We start from the raw sequence: 22,375 nt of genomic DNA, 5'->3' as shown, positions 1-22,375 counted from the left end.
CAATCCGCAAAATTTTACGCCCCGTCTTTCTTCTCGCAGCCGGTCAGAGGCTGGGTGGCGGCGGCCCATTTCTCGACCGGCCGCCCGCCGACGACGTGCTCTTCCAGAATGCGGGCGCACCGCTCCACGGTGACGTCTCCGTACCAGGTCCCTTCGGGATAAACGACCAGCCAGGGGCCGCCAGAGCAGACGCGCAGGCAGTCGGCCTTTGTCCGCAGGACCAGGATGCCCTGCTTCTTTTCCAATTCGGCGGTCGCTTCCTTGAGGTAGTCCCAGACTTTCTTCCCTTCTTTCAGGGAGCAGCATTCCGGTCCCAGGCAAAGGAAGAGGTGGGCGCGGGCCGGCCCTTTGCCCAGCGCGCCCGCTTTCTTGAGGCCGGATTCCACGCTCATGCCAGCAGGCGGGCGTAGATCGCCTCGTAGGCCGCCGCACTTTCATCCCAGGTGAAGCGCTGGGCCATCCCCTGGCGGCGGACGTTCTGAAGGGCGGCCTTGTCCTCGTAAAGGACCAGGGCGCGGCGGCAGGCCCCGGTAAAGGCCTGGGCGCTGTAGGGGGTAAAGGTGAAGCCGGTCCCCTCCCCCGTCTCCGGGCGGTAGTCCTGGACGGAATTGGCCAGTCCGCCCGTCTCGTGGACCACGGGGATGGTGCCGTAACGGAGGCTGTAGAGCTGGGTCAGGCCGCACGGCTCGAAGAGGGAGGGCATGAGGAAAAAGTCGGTCCCGGCGATGATCCGGTGGGAAAGGGCCTCGTCGAAGCCGATGCGCGCGCCGACCTGCTGCGGATAACGGGCGGCCAGCGTGCGGAAGAAGCTCTCGTAACGGGCCTCGCCGCTGCCCAGGAGGATGAAGCGCGCGCCTTGGGAAAGGAGCCCCTCGACGATCGACTCCATGAGGTCGAAGCCTTTCTGCCCGGTCAGGCGGCTGATCGCGCCGAAGACGGGAGCGCCCTCCCCGGGCTCGAGGCCGAATTCGGCCAGGAGGGCGTCCTTGCAGGCGGCCTTCCCCTTGAGGCTTTCCGCGCTGAAAGGCGCGCGGAGGGCGGGATCGTTTTCCGGGTCCCACAGGGCGGTGTCGACGCCGTTGAGAATGCCGGTGAGTTTCCCTTTATGCGCGCGCAGGACGCCGTCCAGGCCGCAGCCGACCGATTCGGTCTGGATCTCTTCCGCGTAGCGGGGGCTGACGGTGGTGACCTGATCGGCCAGGACGATGCCCGCTTTCATCAAGTTGAGCGTGCCGTAGTATTCGACGCCCGGCGCGGAGAAGTATTCCCCCGGCAGGTTGGTGAGGCCGAAGTCCGCCGCCGGAAAGGAGCCCTGGAAGGCCAGGTTGTGGATGGAGTAGACGGTCTTGAACGGCAGGCCCTGCGCCTTCACCAGGGCGGGGATGATGCCGGTCTGCCAATCGTTGCAATGGATGACCTGCGGCAGCGGGCTCAAGTGCCGGGCCAGCTCCACCACGGCCTTGCTGAAAAAGAGGAAGCGTCCGGCGTTGTCCGGAAAGTCGAGCGGAAGGCCGTAGAGGCTGTCCCGGTCAAAAAATTCATTCTGCTGAACTAAAAAAAGCGGCAGGCCGTTTTCCGCCCGCGCCTTCCAAATCCGGCCGCTGACCGTCGCGCCGCCCAAGGGAATGGAGAGTTCCAAGGGGGTCAGCTCCGCATTGGGAAGTTTCTCTAGCAGACCACGATAGAGAGGGAAAACGCAGGAAACGGAGTGGCCCCGCTGGCGCAGCGTGGCGGGGAGAGCGGCCAGCACGTCGCCCAGGCCGCCGGTCTTGGCGTAGGGAGAGCACTCGCTGGCGGCAAAAAGGAGGTTCACGCAAGGGACTAAAGCATGCTATGTTATGGTTACAAGTACGACCGCTCCTTTTTCAGCCGGCAGCCCCTCGCCGGCATCCATGAAGCACACCGAAACCCTCGACTTTGAAAGCGCCCGCATCCTGCAGGCGACGCTCGGCAACGAGCTGGGCAACCTTAAGCTGATCGAAGACCGCCTCCGCGTGACAGCCACGACGCGCGACGGCTGGATCAAGTTTGACGGGGAAAAGAAGGATGTCGTCCGCGCCTGCAAGGTGATCGACGTCCTCCGCACCGCCCAGCAAAAGGGCCTGCCCATCAAGAAGCAGGAGCTGCAATACGCCCTGGACACCGTGGACGACGCCGAGGCCGTCTCCCTCTCCGAGCTGCACGACGCCCGCGTGGAGGTTTCCCCAAAGAAACCCTTCATCGTCCCCAAACGCCCCGCCCAGAAGGCCTACGTGGAGGCGATCCGCCATCACGACCTCGTCTTCGGCGCGGGCCCCGCGGGCACGGGCAAGACCTACCTGGCCATGGCCTGCGCCATCGGCGCCCTCCGCCGGGACGAGGTGAAGCGCATCGTCCTGACCCGCCCCGCCGTGGAAGCGGGCGAGGCCCTGGGCTTTCTGCCCGGCGACCTGAAGGACAAGGTCCTCCCCTTCCTCCGCCCCCTCTACGACGCGCTGAACGACATGCTCGAGCACGGAGGAGCTGGCCCGTTACGTGGAGCGCGGCGCGATCGAGATCGCCCCCCTGGCCTACATGCGCGGACGCACCTTAGGCCAGAGCTTCATCGTCCTGGACGAGGCGCAGAACACGACGACGGAACAGATGTTCATGTTCCTCACCCGCCTGGGGCCCGGCTCCAAGTGCGTGGTAACGGGCGACCCGACGCAGATCGACCTCCCCCGCACGCGCAAGTCCGGCCTCGTCGAGGCCCGGCAGGCCCTGCGGGACACCGCCGGCGTCGCCTTTTGCGACTTCGACGAGGCCGACGTGGTCCGTCACGACCTGGTCCAGCGGATCATCCGCGCCTACCGCGCCCACCGCGGGGACCAGATGACCAGCATGCATCTATGATCTCCTGGCTGCAAAGAAAGCGCCTGGTCAGCAAGGGCATGGCCTGCGACAAGACGCGGCGCGACCCCGGCAGCGTCGAGTGGCGCCTTCACCTGGAGCACAGCGTGGGGATGCGCGCCGTCATCTGCGCCACCTACGCCCTCTTCGCCCTGGCTTGCGGCTCCTTCTTCGTCGACTCGGAGCAGACGGTGACCTGGATGGTCCAGCCGCCGATGCTGATCCTCCTGACCCTGCTCATCCTGGCCAGCTCCATCATCCTGCTGACCATGGACCAAAGGGAGGTCTGGGACAGCAACTCCAAGCTCTTCCTTCTCCTGGGCGCAATCTCCTTCAATCTTTTCACCAGCAAGCTTTTCTTCATCTGGCTGGGCTTCCACCAGCACGTCCCGATGGCCAAGGGCGTCCTGCTTGTCCCCCTCGCCTTCGCGCCGCTGCTCATCACCGTCCTGCTGGGCACGCGCGCCGGGCTTTACAGCGTCTTCGTCGCCAGCCTGCTGACCTCCCTGTTGGTGAACCAGAACTTCCAGCTGCTGACCATCAGCCTCCTGGTCGGCTTCACCGCCGTCTTCTTTTCCCGCAACGTCCGCCGCCGCGGGGACCTGATCCGCGCGGGCGTGGCCATCGGCATCGTCAGCGTCGTCTGCGCGCTGGCCCTGGGCACCCTGGGCGGGCGGGAGATGCACGCCCTGTGGGAACAGGCCGCCCTGGCCGTCGGCATCAGCCTTTTGACGGCGATGGTCGTCAGCTCCCTTTTGCCGATCATCGAGACCCTCTTCAACATCACCACGAACATGTCGTGGGTCGAGATGGCCGACCTGAACCATCCCCTCCTGCGCCAGCTCACGTTGGAGGCCCCCGGGACCTACCACCACAGCCTTTCCGTGGCCAACCTGGCGGAGGCGGGCGCCGCCGCCGTGGGCGCCAACGCCACCCTCTGCCGCGTCATGGCCTACTTCCACGACATCGGCAAGCTGACCAAGCCCGAATACTTCTCCGAAAACGCCGTCACCGGCGAGAGCCCGCACGACGCCCTCTCCCCCACGATGAGCTCCCTCATCATCATCTCCCACGTGAAGGAGGGCATCGACCTGGCGGTGAAGCACCGCCTCAAGAAGCCGATCCTGGGCGCCATCCGCGAGCACCACGGCACCTCCTACGTTTACTACTTCTACCGGCGCGCCAAGCAGCTGGCGGAGGACGCCAAGGCGGGCAGCGAGATCCTAAACCTCCCGGAGGACGACGTGCCGGAGGTGCCGGAGGAAAACTTCCGCTATCCGGGTCCCGTTCCGCAAAGCCGGGAAACCGGCCTCCTCATGCTGGCCGACGCCATCGAGGGCGCTTCCCGCTCCATGGAAAAGCCGACGCCCCAGCGCATCGAGGACCTGGTGAACGACATCGTGGCCGACCGCATCGCCCGCCACCAGCTGGATGAGTCCGGCCTTTCCCTCAAGGAGCTGCGCCAAGCCTCCGAGGCCTTCATCTTCACGCTCAAGACGATGCTCCACAGCCGCATCAGCTATCCCAAGAATGAATCCCCCCTCCCGCCCTCGTCTGGAAGTCTTCAATCTGCAAAGCGAATGTCGGGTGGCTACGAAAAGCCTCGCGCTACGGCTCCGAGCCTCCCTTGAGCTGATCCCGCCGCCGCGCCGCGCGGGGCGTCCCCTGCCCTCCCGCATCGAGGTGAACCTCCTCTCCGCCGAGGAGAGCGGCCGCATCCACGCCGAGTTCCTGGACGATCCCGCCCCCACGGACGTCATCACCTTCGACCACGGCGAGATCCTCATCTGCCCCCGCGTCGCCCGGGAACAGGGCAAGGCCTACGGCCGGACGATGGAGGAAGAAGTCCTCCTCTACGGCATCCACGGCCTCCTGCACCTGCGCGGCTGGGACGACGCCACGCCCGCCCAATACAAGGCGATGGCCGAGGCCCAGGAAGAGGTCTGGAAACGGGTGAAAAAGAAGGCTGCCCCGAAGCGGCGCAAAGCCTAACCTCCCAGCCCATGCCCCTGCCCCGCAAGCTTCAGGCCGTCGTCTTCGACATGGACGGCCTCCTCTTCGACACGGAGGTCCTTTACCGGGACACCATCCTGGCCGCCGCCGCCAGGCGGGGCCGGGCCATGGATATCTCAGTCTACCTCAAAATGGTGGGGCTGCCGGTGGAAGGAAGCCGCGCCGTTTGCATGGAACATTTCGGCCCGGACTTCGATTTCGCAACCTTCTGGGCGGAGGTGATTCAGGAAGTCCGCGCCTTGGCCGACACCCAGCTGCGGCTTAAGGCGGGCGTCGTGGAGCTGCTCGACCTCCTGGACGAGGCGCGGCTGCCCCGCGCCATCGCCACCTCCTCCCGCCGGGAGGCGGTTGACCACCATCTGGGCGTCCACGGCCTGACCCACCGCTTTCACACCATCGTGGCCAAGGGGGACTACGCCCAGGGCAAGCCCCACCCGGAACCCTACCTCACGGCGGCGGCACGGCTGGGAGTCGACCCCGCCGGATGCCTGGCGCTGGAGGATTCCCACAACGGCGTCCGTTCCGCCGCGGCGGCCGGCATGATGACGATCATGGTGCCCGACCTGCTCACCGCCACGGCGGAGATCGAGGCGCTCTGCGTCACCGTTTCCGAAAGCCTCCACCACGTGCGCGCGCTGGTGACGCGGCACCTGGCCGCCGCCTCTTGAACGCCGTTTCCGAAGCCTCGACGCCGGGCATCGTCATCGCCCGCATGCCTTACGGGGACACCGGCCTGCTGGTCACCTGGGCCACCGCCGGGGCGGGCGTGATGAAGACGATGGCGCGCGGCGCCCTGGGGCCGAAGTCCAAGCTGGTGCTGGATCTCTTCTACCTTTGCGAGGTCCGTTACAAGCCGTCGGCGAAGAGCGAGATCGCCGCGCTGCGGGAGGCCCGGCTCCTCCATCCCTTTCTAGCGCTGCGGCGGGATTGGCGGACGCTCCTCTGCGCCCAATATTTCGCCGATCTGCTGGCCGCCTTTTCCGAGCCGCACACGGAAATGGCGGAGCCGTTCGAGCTTTTGGAAAAAGCCCTCCGCTACCTGGAGGAAAAAGAGCCGCACCGGAAATTGGTCGATCGCTACGAGACGCGGCTTTTGGAAATGAGCGGCCTTTCCGCCGACCGTCCCAAGGCGCTGGAACACGCCGTGGCCAGCCATCACCACTCGATGCCCGCCACGCGGGACCGGCTGCTTAAGGCGCTGGGTTAGGTCCGCTCCCGCCGGGGATAGATGGAGGGCTTCCACACGCCGTCGCGCGCGATCCGGTCCGCCCGGGTGAAGGCGAAGGGGGCTTTGAGCCGGTCCAGGACCGAAGGTTCTTTCCGGCCCCGGATTTCCCACGGCTGGAGGCCGAATGCCTCAAAGGCGTCCTGGGCGCGCCGCGCGGCGCGGGGGGAAAGGGTCTTGAGGCTTTCGGCTGCCACGGCGGCGGTTTCCCCCATCTTTCCACTGGCGCGGGCGGCGGCCACCAGCCAGCGGCCCGCCATGTCGATCGCATCGGCCGGGAAGACGACGGCGCGGGTGTAGGGACGATTCCGGTTCCAGATGTCCCGGAGCCGCAGGAGGGAGTAGCCGAACTCGTTGCTGGAATTCGTCTTCACGACGCTGCCTGCCTCGGCCAGCCGGTCCTGGTTCCTTAGGACCAGGGCGGGCCAGGCGGGGGTCCCCTTACGCAGGGGAATATCCTTTAGCCCGGAACGGACGCTCATCACGGGTTATAATTCGGCTATTGCCGGGCCAGTTCCTGGCACTTTTTCAGGTCCACCTTGCCGGTGGCGAAGCGGGGAATTTCCGGCACCACCAGGACCTTGCGCGGAATCCAAAGATTCGGCAGGCCCCGGCTGCCCAGGCGCTGGCGGAGGTCCTGCACGTCGATGTCCGACGGGGAGAGAACGATGAGGGCCTCCCCCTTCCCCGCGTCGTCGATGCCGATGACGACGGGATGGAAGTCCTCCCCCCGCTCCGGGTAGGCGGCGGCCAGATGCTCCTCGATGGTGCCGTGGGGCACCATCTCCCCGCCCAGCTTGGAGAATCGGGTCAGGCGGCCTTCGATGAAGAGGAAGCCGTCGGCATCCAGGCGGCCCAGGTCGCCGGTCTTATACCAGCCGTCCTCTAGGACGTCGGCGGTGCGGGCGGGGTCGTTCAGATAGCCGGGGAAGATGTTGACCCCCTTGAGCCAGAGCATGCCGGTCTGGCCCTGCGGCAGGTCGGCGCCGGTTTGCGGGTCCCGGATGCGGGCGGCCATGCCGGGGAAGAGCTTCCCCACGCTGCCCAGGCGGCTCATGCCGGGCTTGGGCAGGTTGGTGGCCACGGCGGGGCTGGCTTCCGTCATGCCGAAGCCCTGGCAGGCCGGGACGCAGAATTTCGCCTCGAAGGCTTCGGCCAGATCGTTCGGCAGCTTTTCGGCGCCGGTGATGGCCATGACGAGGGGGGCGAGCTGCTCCGCCGAGGCCTTCCGCAGGAAATGGCGCAGGAAGGTGGGCGTGGTCAGGAGCAGGCCCACCCGGTGACGGGCGATGATTTCCGCCAACGTCGCCGTCTCGCCCGGGCTGACGTAGGTGACGACGGGCAGGCCGCCCAAAATCGGCCACCACAGGGTGACGGTGAATCCGAAGCTGTGGAAGATGGGCAGGCAGCCCAGCAAATACCGGATGGGGAGGCCTTCCAGGACAACCTCGAACTGGGCGGCGTTCCCCAGGATGTTCCGGTGGGTAAGGACGACGCCCTTCGGCTCGCCGGAGGAGCCGCTGGTGAAGAGAAGGCCCGCCTCCGCGTCCCCTCCCCGCTCCGGCACGCCGATGGCGCGGCTTAGAAGGCAGGCGGGAAGAAGGAGGCCGACGACCCAGCGCAGGAGGATGCGCCACTTCGGCAGGGATTGGAGCAGTTCCTTGAGGTCCACGCAGTCCTGCGGCCAGGGAAAGTCCTTCACCTTCGCCTGCATGGCGGCGGCGGTGAGGACGGTGGCGATCTCCGCCTGGCGGATCGACGCCTCGTTGAGGCCGCGCCCGGCGGTGAAGTTGAGGTTCACCGGCGTCTTGTCGACGAGAACGCAGGCCAGGTTGGCCACGGCGGCGCCGAGGCCCGGCGGCAGGACCAGGCCGACGCGCTTGGCCGGGGTGTGCTTCTTCAGCCACGCGGAAAGTTCCCAGGCGGCGGCCAGGAGCATGCCGCCCTTGAGCGCCTTGTCCCCCGCGAAGGCGTCGATGAAGACGGTGCGGAACCAATTCTTCTTGAGCCCCCGGACGGCGGCCGCGCCCAGGTGGCGGCGGAGGGAGGGCTGATTGGCGAAGGCTTCCGGGTTCATGCCTCGATCGCGGCCAGCTGGAGATCGAAGATCTGCTTAAGGCCCACGCGGGCCCCTTCCAGGAGGGAGGTGAACTGCTCGGGGGAAAAAGTGCTCTCCTCCCCGGCGGCCTGCACCTCGACGAACTGGTTCTGGGAGGTCATCACGACGTTCATGTCGACGGTGGCGGCCTTGTCCTCCTCGTAGTCGAGGTCGACGAGGACCTGCCCGCCTACGACGCCGACGCTGACCGCGCCGATCTGCGCCTGGATGGGGGAGGAACGCAGCTCGCCCCGGGCCTCCAGGACGCGGAAGGCCCGCGCCACGGCGACGAAGGCGCCCGTGATGGCGGTGGTGCGGGTGCCGCCGTCCGCCCGCAGCACGTCGCAGTCGATGGTGAGGGTGCGGGGCCCCAGCTTTTCCAGGTCGACGGCGGCGCGGATCGAGCGGCCGATGAGGCGCTGGATCTCCACGCTGCGGCCGTCCAGGCGGCCCTTGGAGATGTCCCGCGGCTTCCGCTCCAGGGTGCTGTAGGGGAGCATGGAATACTCCGCCGTGATCCAGCCGCCGGAGACGCCCTGCGCCTTCATCCAGCGGGGCACCTCGTCCTGAATGGAGGCGGCGCAGATGACCTGCGTGCGGCCGCAGCTGGCCAGCACCGATCCGGCGGCGTGCGGCGCAAAATCAGGAGTGAAAGTATAGGGGCGGATATGGCCGGGCTGGCGGCCGTCGTGGCGGGGGAGCATTGCCTGTTGTTGAAAGGGCAAATCAACCCAAAATGCAACGCTTTTTGCTTCGCGAGGCGCAATTTTACAGGGTGGGAACCTTGACCCACTCCCCTCCCGGGCTACGATCCTGGAAACGTTTTCCCCGCCGGTTTCCCGGCGGCTTTTTTTCCATTTCCGCTATGAAAGTCGACCCCCGTTTCTTGAAGGAAGAAGGCACAGAGGTGTTCACCGGCAATGAGCTGCTGGTGAAAGGCCTCCTGGAAACGGAGGGCGGCACCCATCTCTGGACCGGCTACCCCGGCTCCCCCGTGGCGGGCTTCTTCGACACCATCGAGTCGATCCAGGAGATCCCGAAGCAGTACGGCATCTCCGCCATGATCGCCAACAACGAGGCGCTCTCCGCCGCCATGGTCAACGGCTCCCAGATGAGCGGCCTGCGCGCCATCACGGCGATGAAGAGCGTGGGCGTCCACGTGGCCGCCGACGCGCTGGCCCTGGGCAACCTGGCCGGGGCCCACCCGGACGGCGGCGCCGTCGTCGTCTGCGGAGACGACCCCTGGAGCGACTCCACGCAGGTCCCCGCCGACTCCCGCTACCTGGCCAAGCACCTCCACATGCCGGTCTTGGAACCCGCCGACTACCAGGAGCTGAAGGACTGGATCGACCTGGCCTTCAAGCTCTCCCGCGAGTCGGAGCTCTACATCGCCTACATCGTGACGACGAACCAGGCCGACGGCGGCGGGTCGGTCACCGTCCGGCGCAACCATTTCCCGAAGGTCAACACGCAGCAGAAGGAAGTGCTAGAAACGGCCGCCATCGACCTGGAGAAGATGGTCCTCCTCCCTCCCCGCACCTGGCGGCGGGAACAGAACCTCCCCTCCCGCTACGAGCGGCTCTGGCAGAGCGCGGCGCGCCACGGCGTTAACCGCCTCTCCCTCCCGGAGGGGAAGAGCGGGCGCTTCCCCGTCGGCTTCGTCACCTCCGGCATGGCCGCCACCTACCTGGACCACGCGCTCACGGAACTGGGCCTGGCCGGGCAGATCCCCGTCCTCAAGCTGGGCGTCACCTACCCCCTGGACCCCGCGCTGGTGGAGGACTTCGCCGGGCGGGTGGAGCGCATCGTCGTCGTCGAAGAACGGCGCGGCTTTTTGGAAGAGCAGATCGCCCTCATCCTGGCGCGGCGCGCGGGACCGAATCCGGCCCTCTTCGGCAAGCAGTTCCCCTTCGGCCTGACCGGGTTCCCGGACTCGCGCGGCCTCAATCCCTCCCTGGTCATCCAGATCCTGGCCCCGCTGCTCCTGGAGCTGCGGAAGGAAGGCGTCCCCCTGGACGAGGACGTCGCCCGCGCCGAGCTGGCCCTCATCGACCTGACCGCCGGCTACCAGCTGGACCTGGCCCCGCGCACCCCGACTTTCTGCGCCGGCTGCCCCCACCGGGACTCCGCCAGCGTCCTGCGGGAGGTGAAGAAAGACTTCTCCGACGCCGCCTACATGAAGGCCAAGCACCGGCGGGAGCCGGTCGACCTCCTCTTCCACGGGGACACCGGCTGCTACACGATGCTCATGTTCGAGCCGACCAAGGACCTCATGCACAATTACAGCGGCATGGGGCTGGGCGGCGGCACCGGCATGGGAATCGACCCGTTCATCTCGAACAAGCAGGTCGTCTTCATGGGCGACTCCACGTTCTTCCATAGCGGCCAGATCGCCATCTCCAACTCGATCAAGAACGGCCAGGACATCACCTACATCATCCTGGACAACCGCACCACCGCCATGACCGGCCACCAGCCCACGCCGGGCATCGAGGCCGACCTCATGGGGAACCAGACCTTCGTCCAGAGCATCGACAAGATCGTCGCCGCCATCGCCGACGACCCGCACGTCGAAGTCATCCGGGTCAACCCGGAATTCCGCGACCCCTACCGCGCCCTGCTGGAGGAGACGATCCTCAAGGACGGCGTGAAAGTCCTCATCGCCGACAAGGAATGCGGCATCACCTTCCACCGCCGGAAGAACCGCCAGGAGCGGGAGGAGGCCAAGGCCCGGGGCTTCGTGAAGACGAAGACCTTCATCAACATCAACACCGACGTCTGCGAGAACTGCCTGGAATGCACGAAGGCGACCGGCTGCCCCGGCCTCACCTTCACGGAGACCGAGTTCGGCCGCAAGGTGGAGACCGATCTCTCCTGGTGCGTGGCGGACACCGCCTGCACGAAGATCCACGCCTGCCCCTCCTTCGAGGAAATCACCGTCGTCCGCACGCGCAAGCCGCTCTCCCGCCTGCCGGAGATCAAGGACGGCGACCTGCCCCTGCCCAGCGTCCCCGCCTTCAACGACCGCTGGCACGTCTACCTGGCGGGCATCGGCGGCATGGGCATCGCCAGCGCCACCGCCACCCTGGTCCGCGCCGCGCACCGGGAAGGGCACCAGGTCCTCTTCTGCGACAAGAACGGCCTGGCCATCCGCAACGGCGGCGTCTACTCCCAGGTCACCCTCATCAAGGCGGGGGACGCCTCCCGCGTCTCCTCCGTCATCCCCTACGGCAAGGCGGACCTCATCCTGGGCATCGACGCCCTGGAAGCCGCCCGCAGCCTCGACCCCGCGGGCAACCAGCGCGTCGGCTCCGTCTCCCACACCGCCGTCATCATTAACACGGCAAAGACGCCCACCATCCTGACCCTCCTGGGGAAGGACGACTTCTGCGTCGACTCCCTGGAAAGCTCCATGCGCCGCTACACGCGCGGGGACGACTACTTCAGCACGGACATCTCCGAAATCTCCGAGCGAATCTTCGGCACGAAGATCTACGCCAACATCATGATGCTGGGCGTCGCCTTCCAGCGCGGGCAAATCCCGCTTTCCCTCGAAAGCCTGGAATGGGGCATCCGGGAGACCGTCGGCAACGCCGCGGCGGCCAACTACCTGGCCCTCAAGATCGGCCGCAAGCTGGTCGTCGACGCCGAACGGAGCCGGGAGGCCAAGGTCGATGAGGACAGCCCGGCCGCCGCCGTCGTCGCCGCCAAGGCCTCCCTCCTGCGCCGCTCCCGCGGCGAGGTCCAGGCGGAGGCCTACCAGGCCCTGGCCCGCAAGGGCCTCCAGGAACTGCGCCTCGACCCGGATAACCAGTCCCGTCTGGCCCACCGCCTCTACGAGCTGGTCTGCTACGAGGACGCCGCCTACGCCGCCGACTACCTCCAGCGCCTCTCCGCCCTGCACGAGAAGGACGAGATCCGCTTCGGCTACGCCGCCACCGCCGCCGCCCTCTGGAACATGCACCGCGTCATGGCGATCAAGGACGAGGTCTATGTGGCCCACCTCCTCACCAGCGAGGAAAAATACCAGCGGGACCGCGAGCGCTACCACATCGACCCCTCCCTGGGCGACCGCGCCGTCTACGGCCACCTGAACCGGCCTGAATTCATCCTGGGCGGGAAGAAGCTCCGCTTCAAACTGAAGAGCCGCCCCTGGATGCTCCGCCTCATGCGGCGCGCGCGGTTCCTGCGCCGCGTCCTGCCCGGCTGGCACGCGGAGGAGCGCGCCTTCCGCGACTGGTACCTGGACCTGGCCTCCCGCTTCTCCTTCACCGACCGCGCCTCCTACCAGCGCTGGGTGGAGGCCCTCCGCATGCCGGAACAGGCCACCGGCTACCGGGAGGTGCGCTACCCCAAGATGCGCGAGGCGCGCCGCCGCGCGGAAGAGCTCCTGAGCGGATCCGGCGCCGCCGCCCCTCAAGACAATGTCCGATCGGCAGCGGTTTCTTAGCGAGCTGGACGCCAACTTTTCCGTCCAGGCCGCCGCGGGGACCGGGAAGACCACCGCCCTGGTGGGCCGCATCGCCGCCCTGGCCCGGGAGAAGCCGGAGACGCTAGACCGCCTCGTCGTCGTCACCTACACCCACCGCGCCGCCGACGAGATGCGCCAACGCGTCCAGGCGGAACTCTTCCCCTCCTTTGCCGACGGGCGCGCGGGAACGCTGGCCCAGCATTTCTCCCGCATCTTCATCGGGACGATCCACAGCTTCTGCCTGCGCCTCATCCGGGAATACGGCCTCTGGCTCGGCTACGGCGCCTCCCCCGTCACGGAGGGGGAGGACGACGCCCTCCTCTTCCGCGACTTCGTCCGCCAGCGCGCGCCGGAAGCGGAGCCCGCGTGGCTGGCCCACGTCCACCGCGCCGTCACCGCGCGGGAGATTTCCGCGCTGGCCCGGGAACTGAGCCGCCGGGCCGTCGACTGGAGCGCCGTCGCCGGGCTGCCCGGCCCCAACGCGGCGGAGCGGGAAGCCGCCCTCCTGGCCCTCAAGATCGACCCGGAAGCCCTGGCCGACGTGACCAGCGTCAGCGCCAAGGCCAGGGAAACCATCGCCCACTGGATTTCCCGCTGGCGGGAAATGGCCGCCGCCTGGAACGCCGCCGACGGCGCCTTCGTCCCCATGCCCGCCTATGACGGAAAGGAAGGCGGCAAGGGCCTCCAGGAAGCCTGGCCGTTACAATTGGCGAAGTGGGGCGATCCGATGCTGGAGGCCGTCCTCCATGCCGCCGTGCGGGAGGCCGCCGCCTACCAGGAATTCCGGCTCCGCGCCGGGCGGCTCTTCTTCGGCGACCAGATCGTTCTGGCCCACCGCCTCCTGCGCCAGCCGGAGGTCCGCGCGCGGCTCCTGGGAGAGGGCTTCCACATCCTTTTGGACGAGGCGCAGGACACCGACCCGCTTCAGTTTCAGCTCCTGGCCGAACTGGCCCGCCCCCCGGAAAGCGGCCTCTTCAGCTGGCCCGCCGCAGACGCGGAGCCTCCCCTTCCCGGCCGCTTCGTCATGGTCGGGGACGGCCAACAGGCCATCTACCGGGAGCGCGCCTCCATCGACGTCTACCGCCGCTACCACGACGCCGTGGGCCGTTCCGCCCACGGGGCCTGCCTGACCTTTTCCGAGACGTACCGCTGCCGCCCGGGCGTCGCCGCCTTCGTCAACGACCGCTTCCCCCACGTGCTGACGGGGGAGCCTGGCCAGGCCCGCTTCGTCCCCCTCAAGCCGGAGAACCGGGACACGCCGGGCCGCGTCGTCCGGTGGCAACGGCCCAAAATGATCGACGGCAGCGGCCGGAAGGAAGCGGCGGAAGCCGCCTGGCTGGCCCGTGAACTGGGCCGCCTGGGCCCGGCCGGCCTGGGCGCGCGGAATTGGGGGGAAGTCGCCATCCTGTGCCCGAAGCGGGCTTGGCTCACCGTCATCCACGAGGCGCTGCGGAAGGAAGGCATTCCCAGCCTCCTCCACTTCGACCTGCCCCGCGCCCACGATCCGGCCTACCTCTGGCTCACCGCCCTCCTCACCCTCCAGACCGATCCGGGCGACGAGTTCGAGGTCGCCGGCCTCCTGCGGGAACTTTACGGCGTCTCCGACGCGGCGATCTACCGCTTCCGCTACCGGGACGGCCTGGCCCGGCCCCGGCGCGTCGCGCCCGCGCCCTTCCCCTCCCCGGACGGCCCGGTCGAGGCCTTCCTCGACGCCTGGCACCGGCGGCGCGGCCAAACGGAGCGCCTGCCGCTGGCCTTGGCCGTCTCCGCGTGGATCGAGGAGAGCCGCCTGCGCGACCGTCTGGCCGCCCTGGGCGCTCCCGGCACAGGCCTCGAGCGGCTGCTCCTCCAGGCCCACGCGGCCCAGCAGGAGGGCCGAAGCCTGCGGGAATTCCACGAATCCCTCCGGCGCGGCCTGGAGGAACCCGGCGCGGTCCAGGCGGCCTCCGGCGGGGAGACGGTGGAACTCATGACGATGAAGAAGGCCAAAGGCCTGCAGTGGGACGCCGTGGTCATCCCCTTCCTGGGCCACCAGGACAAACCCGGCGGCCAGGGCGATTATCCCAAGGTCTTCCTTCCCCTCGACCCGGCCTCCGGCGAAGGGGAAGAGGAAGTCCCCCTGGCCCTTTCCCCCACCTTCGCCTCCAGCACGCTGCGCGCGGCCATCGAGCGGAATCAGGAGGAGGCGGAACGGGAGCGGCGGCGGCTTTACTACGTCGCCTGCACCCGGGCCCGGCACACCCTCGTCTTCGTCGACGACGCGCCGGTCTGGGAACGGGAAACGAAAACCGGCGTCTCCCTGCCCGGCCCGAACGGCTACACCGGAATGCTGGGCCCCCAGGAATCGGCCGAAGCGTTCGCCAACCCCCTAGAGCTGAGCGCGGCCCTCCTTTCCGAAACGCCGCTGGCCGCCGAAGCGGGCGGAAAGACCGCCCTGCCCGCCCAGGCCGACGCCTGGCCGGAAAAGGTGGAGCTGGCCCCGCTCCTCCTGGCCACGAAGAAGGCGCCTAGCCGCCACGAAACGGAAGAGGAGCCGCTTTCCCCCGCCGCCGAGAGCCTGCTGCCGCGCCGGGAATGGATCGAGGAAATGGCGACGGAAGGGACCGACTACGGCACCTGGTGGCACGAGACGCTCCGCCTTTGGCCCTGGGGGAAGGACGCCGCCGCCTTCGCCGCCCTGGCCGTCCGGCAGCTCCCGGAAGGCCCCGCGCAGGAGCGCGGCGCGCGGGAGCTGGAAGCCTTCCGCCGCTCCGCCCTGCACGGCCTGCTGGCCGCCCTCCCCGCGGAGGCGCGCCTCCAGGAAATCCCCTACAGCCGCCTGCGGGAGGCCGACGGGCGGATCGACTTCCTCTACCGGGAACCGGAAGGAACCTGGGTGCTGCTGGACTGGAAGACCGATACGTGGAACCCGCGGGAGCTTTCCCGCGAGGCCTTCGCCGCCGGGCTGGCGGAACGCTACGGCGCGCAGCTGCACGCCTACGGGGAGGCCCTGGCCGGTTTCTTTCCCGGGATGGAAACGCTGCGGAGCCGGATCTACAGCACGGCGCTGGACGCCGTCCTCGACCTCTAATTGCCGAAGTAAACGCCGATGGCCCGCGCGGCGGAGACCATCTGGCCGTCCGGCGGCACCGTCTGAAGCTGGCCGACGGCGTCGGCGATCGACACCGAGCCGATCATCTGGTTGCGGTAGCTGACCATGTGGCCGAATTCCTTCCGCTCGATCATCTCGATGGCGCCCACGCCGAAGCGGGTGCCCAGGATCCGGTCGACCGTCGTCGGCGCGCCGCCGCGCTGGAGGTGGCCCAGGACCATGACGCGCGTTTCCCGGCCGGTCATCCGCTCGATGTATTGGCCGACTTCCTGGCCGATGCCGCCCAGCCGCAGCTCCCCTTTCCCCTGGGAAACCTGCTGGAGCACGGCCTCCCCCTCCGCAGAAGCGGCTCCTTCCGCCACCACGATCATGGTGGTGGGGTAGCCGTCGGCCACGCGGTATTTAATATAGCGGGCCAGCTTCTCGTAGGAAAAGGGGATCTCCGGGATGAGGATGGCGTCCGCGCCGCCCGCCAGGCCGCCGTGCAGGGCGATCCACCCGGCGTGGCGGCCCATCACCTCCACCACCATCACCCGCTTATGGCTGTGGGCGGTGGTGTGCAGGCGGTCGAGGGCGTCGGTGACGCAGTGGACGGCGGAATCGAAGCCGAAGCTGCTGGCGGTGGCCGAAATGTCGTTGTCGATCGTCTTGGGCACACCCACGGTGTTGATGCCGGACTCGAAAAGCTGCTGCGCCGTGGTCAGGGACCCGTCGCCGCCGATGCAGACCAGAGCGCCGATGCCCAGGCCTTCCAGGGTTTCCTTTGCCTCGTCGATGATGGCCGCGGGGATGAGCGCCTTTTCTCCCATGCCGACCTTGGCGACGAAGCGGCCCTTATTGGTCGTGCCCAGGATGGTGCCGCCCAGGCTGGTGATGCCGGCGGTGTTCGCCTCCGTCAGCTTCCGGTAGCGGACAGGGGAAAGGAGCCCCTCGTAGCCGTCGGTAAAGCCGATGACTTCCCAGCCCCGGTTGGTCGCCGCGCAAACGGCGGCACGGATGACCGCGTTGAGTCCGGGGCAGTCCCCCCCGCTGGTAAGCACCCCGATGCGAAATGGAGTCATGGCGTGCAGCGGTGATAAACGCTAACGGGCGGCCCCGCAAAGGAAATTTTGCGTCGCTGGGCCCGGCCCGGTAGCTTCCGGCCATGCGCCGGGATTTTGCCGCCGACCACCCCGAGTGGATGGACAAGGATGAAGCCGATCCTGCCGCCCTGCGGGAGCAGCTCCGCCGCCTGGAGCAGATCAACCGCTGGTTCGGCGGCCACGCGGCCGTCCGCCGGACGCTGCGCGCCCTCCTGCCCCGAAAAGGCCCCGCCGCCGTGGCCGACCTGGCTTCCGGATTTGGCGACCATGCCCGTCTCCTGGCCTCGCGGCGGCCCGATTGTCTGGTCCTTGCCGTCGACCGCCACGCCGCCACCCTGCATCTGGCCCGGGAGGCGACGCCGCCCGGCCTGCCCGTCTTCTTCATCCAGGCCGATCTGAAGCGCCTCCCCTTCCGCGACGGGGCGCTCGACGCCGCCTACTGCTCCCTGGCCCTCCACCATTTTTCGGAGCAGGACGCGGTGACCGTGCTGCGGGAAGCCCGCCGCGTGGCGCGGAACGCCGCCGTCGTGGACCTCGTGCGGGGGCGCCTGGCCTACGCCGCCGTCTGGCTCCTGACCCAGCTTTGGATGCGGGACGCCGCCACGCGGCACGACGGGCGGCTCTCCGTCCGCCGCTCGTTCACCCCGGCGGAATTCGTCGCCCTGGCCCGGCGGGCGGGGTGGAAGGCGTTGCGGTGGACGCGCTTGCCCTGGTTCCGGCAGGCCATGGTGTCGCGCGGCTGAATCTGTGCTAGCCTTCGCTTCTTCGATGCACGCGCACAAGCAGATCGAGATCGCCGTGAGCCGGGAGGAGGCATTCGCCCTGGCTTCCGACCTGGAGCGGTGGCCGGAATTCCTCCCGCACTACCGCTCCAACGAGTTTCTGACCCGCGCTCCGGGCGGCGACGGCGGGATCGTGAAGATGGCCTGCGTCCGCTCCGGCATCCCCCTTTCCTGGGTCTCCGTCTACCGCGCCGACGCGGCCCGGCTGCAAATGCGCTTCCAGCACCTCAAGCCGCTGACGCGCGGCATGGAAGTCCGGTGGGAGTTCACCCCCTCCCCGCACGGCGTGCGGGTGGAGATCATCCACGATTTTGAATTGGATTGGCCCCTCGTCGGCCCCTGGATCGCGGACGCGGTGGTGGGCCGCTTCCTCATCGACCACGTCGCCGGGCTCACCTTGGAAGGGCTCAAGGCCCGGCTGGAGGGCGGCTCGTGAGCGGCAGGCGCGTCGTCGTCACCGGCCTGGGGGCATTGACCAGCCTGGGCATCGGGGCCGAAAAGCTCTGGCAGGCCATCCGGGAGGAGCGCGGCGGGATCGGCTACCTGACCCGTTTCGACCGGACCGCCTACCACGCCCAGTGCGCGGCGGAGGTGAACGACTATGAGCCGTCCGCCTTCTTTCCCCCGCACCGGCTGAAGCGGCTGGACCGCTACGCGCAGTTCTCCCTGGTCGTGGCGCAGGAGGCGCTGCGCCACGCCGGGCTGGAACCGGCGGAAGGAGCCGCGCCCGATCCGCGCTTCGGCGTCAGCTTCGGCACCGCCCTGGGCGGCATCGCCAACGCGGAGCAGCAGCACGCCCGCTTCCTGGAAAAGGGCCCGGATGCGATCCCGCCCTCCCTGGCTCTTCAGGTCTTCGGCGGATCGGCCCACGCCAACATCGCCATCCATTACGGCCTGCGCGGCTACGCCACCACCAATTCCAACAGCTGCGCCTCCGGCACCGTCGCCGTGGGGGAGGCCTTCCGCGCCATCCGGGACGGCTACGCCGACCGGATGGTGGCCGGCGCGGCGGAGGCCCCGCTGGCCCCGCTGACCTTCGGCGCGTTCGACGCGATCAAGGCAATGTCGAAGGAGACCGCCGATCCCGCCGTGGCCTGCCGCCCCTTCGACCGCCGCCGCAGCGGCTTCGTCATGGGGGAAGGGGCCGCCGCCATGGTCCTGGAGGAGCGGGAGGCCGCCCGCGCGCGCGGCGCGACGATCTACGCGGAGGTCCTCGGCTACTCCCTGAACAACGACGCCTACCACATGACCTCCTCCCTGCCGGACGGCGCTTCCGCCATCCTGGCGATGCGGGAGGCCCTGCGGGAGGCCGGGCTGAAGCCGGAGCAGGTCGACTACGTCAACGCCCACGCCAGCAGCACGCCGATGAACGACGAGCACGAGACGCACGCCCTGACGGAGGTCTTCGGCTCCCATCGCCCCGCGGTGAGCGGGACGAAGGGCTTCTACGGCCACCCTCTCGGCGCCACCGGAACGATCGAGGCCGTCGTCATGGCCCTGGCTCTCCACCATCAATACGTCCCCGCCACCCTGCACTGCCAGGAGCCGGACCATCCCGGCACGCTGGACCTGGCCCTGGCCGGACGCGCCCAGCCGCTCCGCCATGCGCTGAGCAATTCCTTCGGCTTCGGCGGGATCAATTCCTGCCTCGTGCTGGGTCGCGCGGAGTAGCCATGCGCCGGGACGTGGCGATCGTCGGCGCGGGCCCGGCCGGATCCCTGGCCGCCCTGATTTTGGCCCGGGCGGGCCGCCGCGTCCTCCTTTTGGAAAAGGCCCGCTTTCCCCGGCCCAAAGCCTGCGGCGGCTGCCTCAATCCCCGCGCCTGGGACCTTTGGCGGCGGCACGGCCTGGCGGAGGGCTTCGCCGCGCTGGAGCATGGGACCGTCCGGGAACTGGAACTCCAGCGGGACGGAAAACCCGTCTTCCGCCGCCCCGTGAAGGGAGACTTCCGCGCCGTGGACCGCGCGGCCCTGGACCTCTGGCTTTTGGGGGAAGCGCGCCGGGCGGGAGCGGAGGTGCGGGAAGGAACGGCGGTCCGCCGCGTCGGCCTGGACGGCGCCGTGGAGTGCGAGCGGGAGACATTCCACGCCGATTTCATCCTGGCCGCCGACGGCCGCGCCTCCTCCATCGCCGCCCTCGCCGGGCTGGCCCAGCCCTTCCGGCGGGACGGCCGGGTCGGCTGGCAGGCGCTCCTCACCGGCGTCGATACGGGGGAGACGCTCCGCATGAACGTCTTTCCCGGCGGCTACTACGGCTGCGTGAGCCTGGGCGGCGGCCGGGCGGACCTGGCCCTGGCGCTGGAAGCCACTTCCCGGCTCGATCCCCGGGAAGTGGCCACCCGTTTCTTCCCCGGCGCGCGGATCGAGTCCCTGGTCAGCACCGCCCCCCTTTCCCGCCCCCCGGCGGAGCCCGCCCGCGGACGGATCTGGCTGGCGGGGGACGCCGCCCGGCTCGTGGAGCCCTTCACCGGGGAAGGCATCTTCTTTGCCCTGGCTTCCGCGGAGGCTGCGGCGGAAACGCTGCGGGACGGCTGGGGGGAATCCCCCGCCGCGCTGGCTGCCCGCTACCAGGCCCGGCACCGGCGGCTCTACGCCGGGGAACTGCGGGTCAACGCCCTGGCCCGCTGGCTCCTGGCCGATAGCCGCCGAGGCGGGCGGGCCCTGGGCCTCCTGCGCCGCGCGCCTTTCCTGCTGGAACGGCTGGCCCGCCGGGTGCTGGAATAATCCTGCTTTTCTCCGCCTTCCGGCGGCCTATATTCAGTCCTTCCGCCCATGCGCAAACCGACCCTTTTCACCCTTTTCCTCGTCGTCTTCATCGACCTGATCGGCTTTGGCCTCATCATGCCCCTCCTGCCCTACTTCGGGCGGCACTACGGCGCCTCCGGCGCGATGGTGGGATGGCTCTTCGGCAGCTTCTCCTTGATGCAGTTCCTCTTCGCCCCGATCTGGGGACGGCTCTCCGACCGGATCGGACGGCGGCCCATCATGACGGTCAGCCTGGCGGGATCGACCGCCTCCTACCTCATCCTGGCGTTCTCCCACCAGTTCTGGCTCATCCTGGCCTCCCGCGTCCTGGCGGGCATCTGCGCGGCGAACATCTCCGTGGCCAACGCCTACGTGGCCGACATCACGACGAAGGAGAACCGCTCCCGCGGCATGGGCGTCATCGGCGCCGCCTTCGGCCTGGGCTTCATCCTGGGGCCGGTGCTTGCGGGCGTCTTCGGCCGGAGCGGGCATGAGCTGCCCGCCTTCATCGCCGCGGGCATTTCCGGCCTGAGCCTGGTGCTGGCGATTTTCTTCCTGCCCGAATCCCTTTCCAAGAAGGAAACCGCCGCCGCCAAGAAATGGGACGGCTACTTCCACGACTGGCGCTACGCCTCCAGCCTGCCGATGATCACCTCCCTCATCGCCATCTCCTTCCTGACCAACCTGGCCTTTTCCAAGTGGGAGACGACCTTCGCCCTCTTCATGCAGGGGGACACCTACTTCGGCTTCGGCATCGAGGAAGTGGGCCTGCTCCTGGCCTACGTCGGCCTGCTGGTCGCCATGCTCCAGGGCGGCCTGCTGGGACGGCTGGTGAAGACGCTGGGAGAACCGGTCCTGCTCAAGGCGGGGCTGATCTCCGTGGCCGCCGGGCTGGCGGTGACGCCGCTCTGCGCGAAGCTCTGGCAAATCTTCGTCTGCCTGACCGCGATCGGCATCGGCCTGGGCATGCTCCGGCCCGTCCTCTTCGGCATCGGCTCCATCCTGACCCCGCCGAACACCCAGGGCCTCATTCTGGGCGTGCTGCAGGGAGCGGGCAGCCTGGGCCGCATCGTCGGACCGCTCCTGGGCGGCTGGCTGCTGGACAAGAACGCCGCCCTGCCCTTTTGGACCGGCACGCTGGTCCTCCTCCTGGCCCTGGGGCTGACGCCTCCCTCCAAGGCGATCGTCGAGGCGAAGGCTTCCCCTAATCCTCTTCCTTGAGGAGCAGCTCCCGGACTTTGTCCGGCACGCTCTTCGCCCGCATCAGAGTTTCTCCCACCAGGATCGCGTTGATTCCGCTGCGGCGCAGGCGGCGGACGTCCTCGGCGGTGCGGATCCCGCTCTCGCTCACCGCCAGGCAATCGCTGGGGATTTCCTCGGCCAGCGCCTCGGTCGTGTAAAGGTCGACCTCGAAGGTGTCGAGGTTCCGGTTGTTGATGCCTACGATGTCGGCTCCCAGTTCCAAGGCGCGGTCCATCTCCCGCAGGGTGTGGACTTCCACCAACACGTCGAGCTGCACCGTGCGGGCCAGCTGGTAGAGCCGCTCCAGCGTCGGATCGTCCAGCGCGGCCACGATGAGGAGGATCGCGTCGGCCCCGGCCACCACACTCTCATAAACCTGCAGCTCGTGGACGATGAAGTCCTTCCGCAGGATGGGCAGGTCGACCTGATCCCGGATGTCCTGGAGGAGGCTCAGGTTGCCGCCGAAGTATTTCTCGTCCGTCAGGACGCTGAGCGCGTGGGCCCCGGCCCGCTCGTATTCCCGCGCCTGCGTGACGGGGTCAAAGTTTTCCGCGATGACCCCGGCGGAGGGGGAAGCTTTCTTCACCTCCGCGATGAGGCCCAGCTCCGGCTCCCGGAAAAGCCCGGCGCGGAAGGGGCGGAAATCGTCCCGGCGCAGAGCCTGGGCACGGAGTTCCTTGGCCACGGGAACCAACCGCTGCCATTCGGCCTCCTTCGAGGCCAGGATTTCAAGAAGCTTACCTTTCATAAAAGAGAGGA

19 protein-coding genes and 1 pseudogene are annotated in these 22,375 nt (G+C 68.4%); 13 read left to right on the top strand and 7 right to left on the bottom strand.

Annotated elements, in window-relative coordinates; translation table 11 throughout:
- Positions 1 to 14 precede the first annotated feature (14 nt).
- Entirely contained in the window at positions 15 to 392 is a 378-nt protein-coding gene (locus PW734_12050) for a (2Fe-2S) ferredoxin domain-containing protein (GenBank protein ID MDE1171917.1), read from the bottom strand.
- Positions 389 to 1,813: a glycogen synthase GlgA gene (gene glgA / locus PW734_12045; GenBank protein MDE1171916.1), complete on the bottom strand. Its 1,425-nt coding sequence runs from the start codon at positions 1,811 to 1,813 to the stop codon at positions 389 to 391. The genes PW734_12050 and glgA overlap by 4 nt, the downstream gene beginning before the upstream one ends.
- A gap of 79 nt (positions 1,814 to 1,892) precedes the next feature.
- Here glgA and PW734_12040 point away from each other — a divergent pair.
- The 6 genes and pseudogenes from PW734_12040 (at position 1,893) to recO (ending at position 6,088) form a co-directional block, all read left to right on the top strand.
- Positions 1,893 to 2,435, top strand: a pseudogene (locus tag PW734_12040) (PhoH family protein).
- 79 nt (positions 2,436 to 2,514) lie between these two features.
- The gene (locus PW734_12035; GenBank protein MDE1171915.1) at positions 2,515 to 2,871 is read left to right on the top strand and encodes a PhoH family protein; all 357 of its coding nucleotides are present in this window, start codon (positions 2,515 to 2,517) and stop codon (positions 2,869 to 2,871) included.
- Positions 2,868 to 4,499, top strand: coding sequence for an HDIG domain-containing protein (locus tag PW734_12030; GenBank protein MDE1171914.1), 1,632 nt, complete (start codon positions 2,868 to 2,870; stop codon positions 4,497 to 4,499). Before PW734_12035 ends, PW734_12030 begins: the two co-directional genes overlap by 4 nt.
- On the top strand, positions 4,456 to 4,860 hold the full coding sequence (gene ybeY, locus PW734_12025; protein ID MDE1171913.1) for an rRNA maturation RNase YbeY: 405 nt from the start codon (positions 4,456 to 4,458) through the stop codon (positions 4,858 to 4,860). The genes PW734_12030 and ybeY overlap by 44 nt, the downstream gene beginning before the upstream one ends.
- Positions 4,861 to 4,871: 11 nt before the next feature.
- On the top strand, positions 4,872 to 5,549 hold the full coding sequence (locus tag PW734_12020) for an HAD family phosphatase (GenBank protein MDE1171912.1): 678 nt from the start codon (positions 4,872 to 4,874) through the stop codon (positions 5,547 to 5,549).
- Positions 5,546 to 6,088 carry a DNA repair protein RecO gene (gene recO / locus PW734_12015; protein ID MDE1171911.1) on the top strand — a complete coding sequence of 181 codons (543 nt, stop codon included), beginning with the start codon at positions 5,546 to 5,548 and terminating at the stop codon, positions 6,086 to 6,088. Before PW734_12020 ends, recO begins: the two co-directional genes overlap by 4 nt.
- On the opposite strand, the gene PW734_12010 is transcribed toward recO, so the two are convergent.
- The 3 genes from PW734_12010 to rph are packed head-to-tail and all read right to left on the bottom strand — an operon-like array spanning position 6,085 to position 8,908.
- Positions 6,085 to 6,588, bottom strand: coding sequence for a hypothetical protein (locus tag PW734_12010; GenBank protein MDE1171910.1), 504 nt, complete (start codon positions 6,586 to 6,588; stop codon positions 6,085 to 6,087). The genes recO and PW734_12010 overlap by 4 nt on opposite strands.
- 17 nt (positions 6,589 to 6,605) lie before the next feature.
- Entirely contained in the window at positions 6,606 to 8,183 is a 1,578-nt protein-coding gene (locus tag PW734_12005; GenBank protein MDE1171909.1) for an AMP-binding protein, read from the bottom strand.
- On the bottom strand, positions 8,180 to 8,908 hold the full coding sequence (gene rph, locus PW734_12000; protein MDE1171908.1) for a ribonuclease PH: 729 nt from the start codon (positions 8,906 to 8,908) through the stop codon (positions 8,180 to 8,182). The genes PW734_12005 and rph overlap by 4 nt, the downstream gene beginning before the upstream one ends.
- Positions 8,909 to 9,069: 161 nt before the next feature.
- Here rph and PW734_11995 point away from each other — a divergent pair, with 161 nt between their 5' ends.
- Together PW734_11995 and PW734_11990 are read left to right on the top strand one after the other, a co-directional pair.
- Complete coding sequence (locus PW734_11995) at positions 9,070 to 12,654, top strand: 2-oxoacid:acceptor oxidoreductase family protein (protein MDE1171907.1); 3,585 nt, start codon at positions 9,070 to 9,072, stop codon at positions 12,652 to 12,654.
- Entirely contained in the window at positions 12,629 to 15,745 is a 3,117-nt protein-coding gene (locus tag PW734_11990; GenBank protein MDE1171906.1) for a UvrD-helicase domain-containing protein, read from the top strand. Before PW734_11995 ends, PW734_11990 begins: the two co-directional genes overlap by 26 nt.
- Here the strand turns inward: PW734_11990 and PW734_11985 are convergent.
- Complete coding sequence (locus PW734_11985) at positions 15,742 to 16,827, bottom strand: ATP-dependent 6-phosphofructokinase (protein MDE1171905.1); 1,086 nt, start codon at positions 16,825 to 16,827, stop codon at positions 15,742 to 15,744. The genes PW734_11990 and PW734_11985 overlap by 4 nt on opposite strands.
- 83 nt (positions 16,828 to 16,910) lie before the next feature.
- Here PW734_11985 and PW734_11980 point away from each other — a divergent pair, with 83 nt between their 5' ends.
- The 5 genes from PW734_11980 to PW734_11960 are packed head-to-tail and all read left to right on the top strand — an operon-like array spanning position 16,911 to position 21,595.
- Positions 16,911 to 17,591 (top strand): methyltransferase domain-containing protein, encoded by a 681-nt coding sequence (locus tag PW734_11980; GenBank protein ID MDE1171904.1) that lies wholly within the window; start codon positions 16,911 to 16,913, stop codon positions 17,589 to 17,591.
- A gap of 25 nt (positions 17,592 to 17,616) precedes the next feature.
- Positions 17,617 to 18,066 carry an SRPBCC family protein gene (locus PW734_11975; protein MDE1171903.1) on the top strand — a complete coding sequence of 150 codons (450 nt, stop codon included), beginning with the start codon at positions 17,617 to 17,619 and terminating at the stop codon, positions 18,064 to 18,066.
- Positions 18,063 to 19,301: a beta-ketoacyl-[acyl-carrier-protein] synthase family protein gene (locus PW734_11970; protein ID MDE1171902.1), complete on the top strand. Its 1,239-nt coding sequence runs from the start codon at positions 18,063 to 18,065 to the stop codon at positions 19,299 to 19,301. The genes PW734_11975 and PW734_11970 overlap by 4 nt, the downstream gene beginning before the upstream one ends.
- Before the next feature lie 2 nt (positions 19,302 to 19,303).
- Entirely contained in the window at positions 19,304 to 20,353 is a 1,050-nt protein-coding gene (locus tag PW734_11965; protein ID MDE1171901.1) for an NAD(P)/FAD-dependent oxidoreductase, read from the top strand.
- Between the two features lie 48 nt (positions 20,354 to 20,401).
- Positions 20,402 to 21,595, top strand: coding sequence for an MFS transporter (locus tag PW734_11960; protein MDE1171900.1), 1,194 nt, complete (start codon positions 20,402 to 20,404; stop codon positions 21,593 to 21,595).
- Here the strand turns inward: PW734_11960 and trpC are convergent.
- Positions 21,579 to 22,364, bottom strand: a complete 786-nt coding sequence (gene trpC / locus PW734_11955; protein MDE1171899.1) for an indole-3-glycerol phosphate synthase TrpC — start codon at positions 22,362 to 22,364, stop codon at positions 21,579 to 21,581. The genes PW734_11960 and trpC overlap by 17 nt on opposite strands.
- Between the last annotated feature and the right edge of the window lie 11 nt (positions 22,365 to 22,375).

It is taken from the genome of Verrucomicrobium sp. (assembly GCA_028283855.1).
Taxonomy (GTDB): domain Bacteria; phylum Verrucomicrobiota; class Verrucomicrobiia; order Methylacidiphilales; family GAS474; genus GAS474.
The sequence above is the reverse complement of the archived record's forward strand: the minus strand, read 5'-3'. Positions and strand labels throughout refer to the sequence as shown.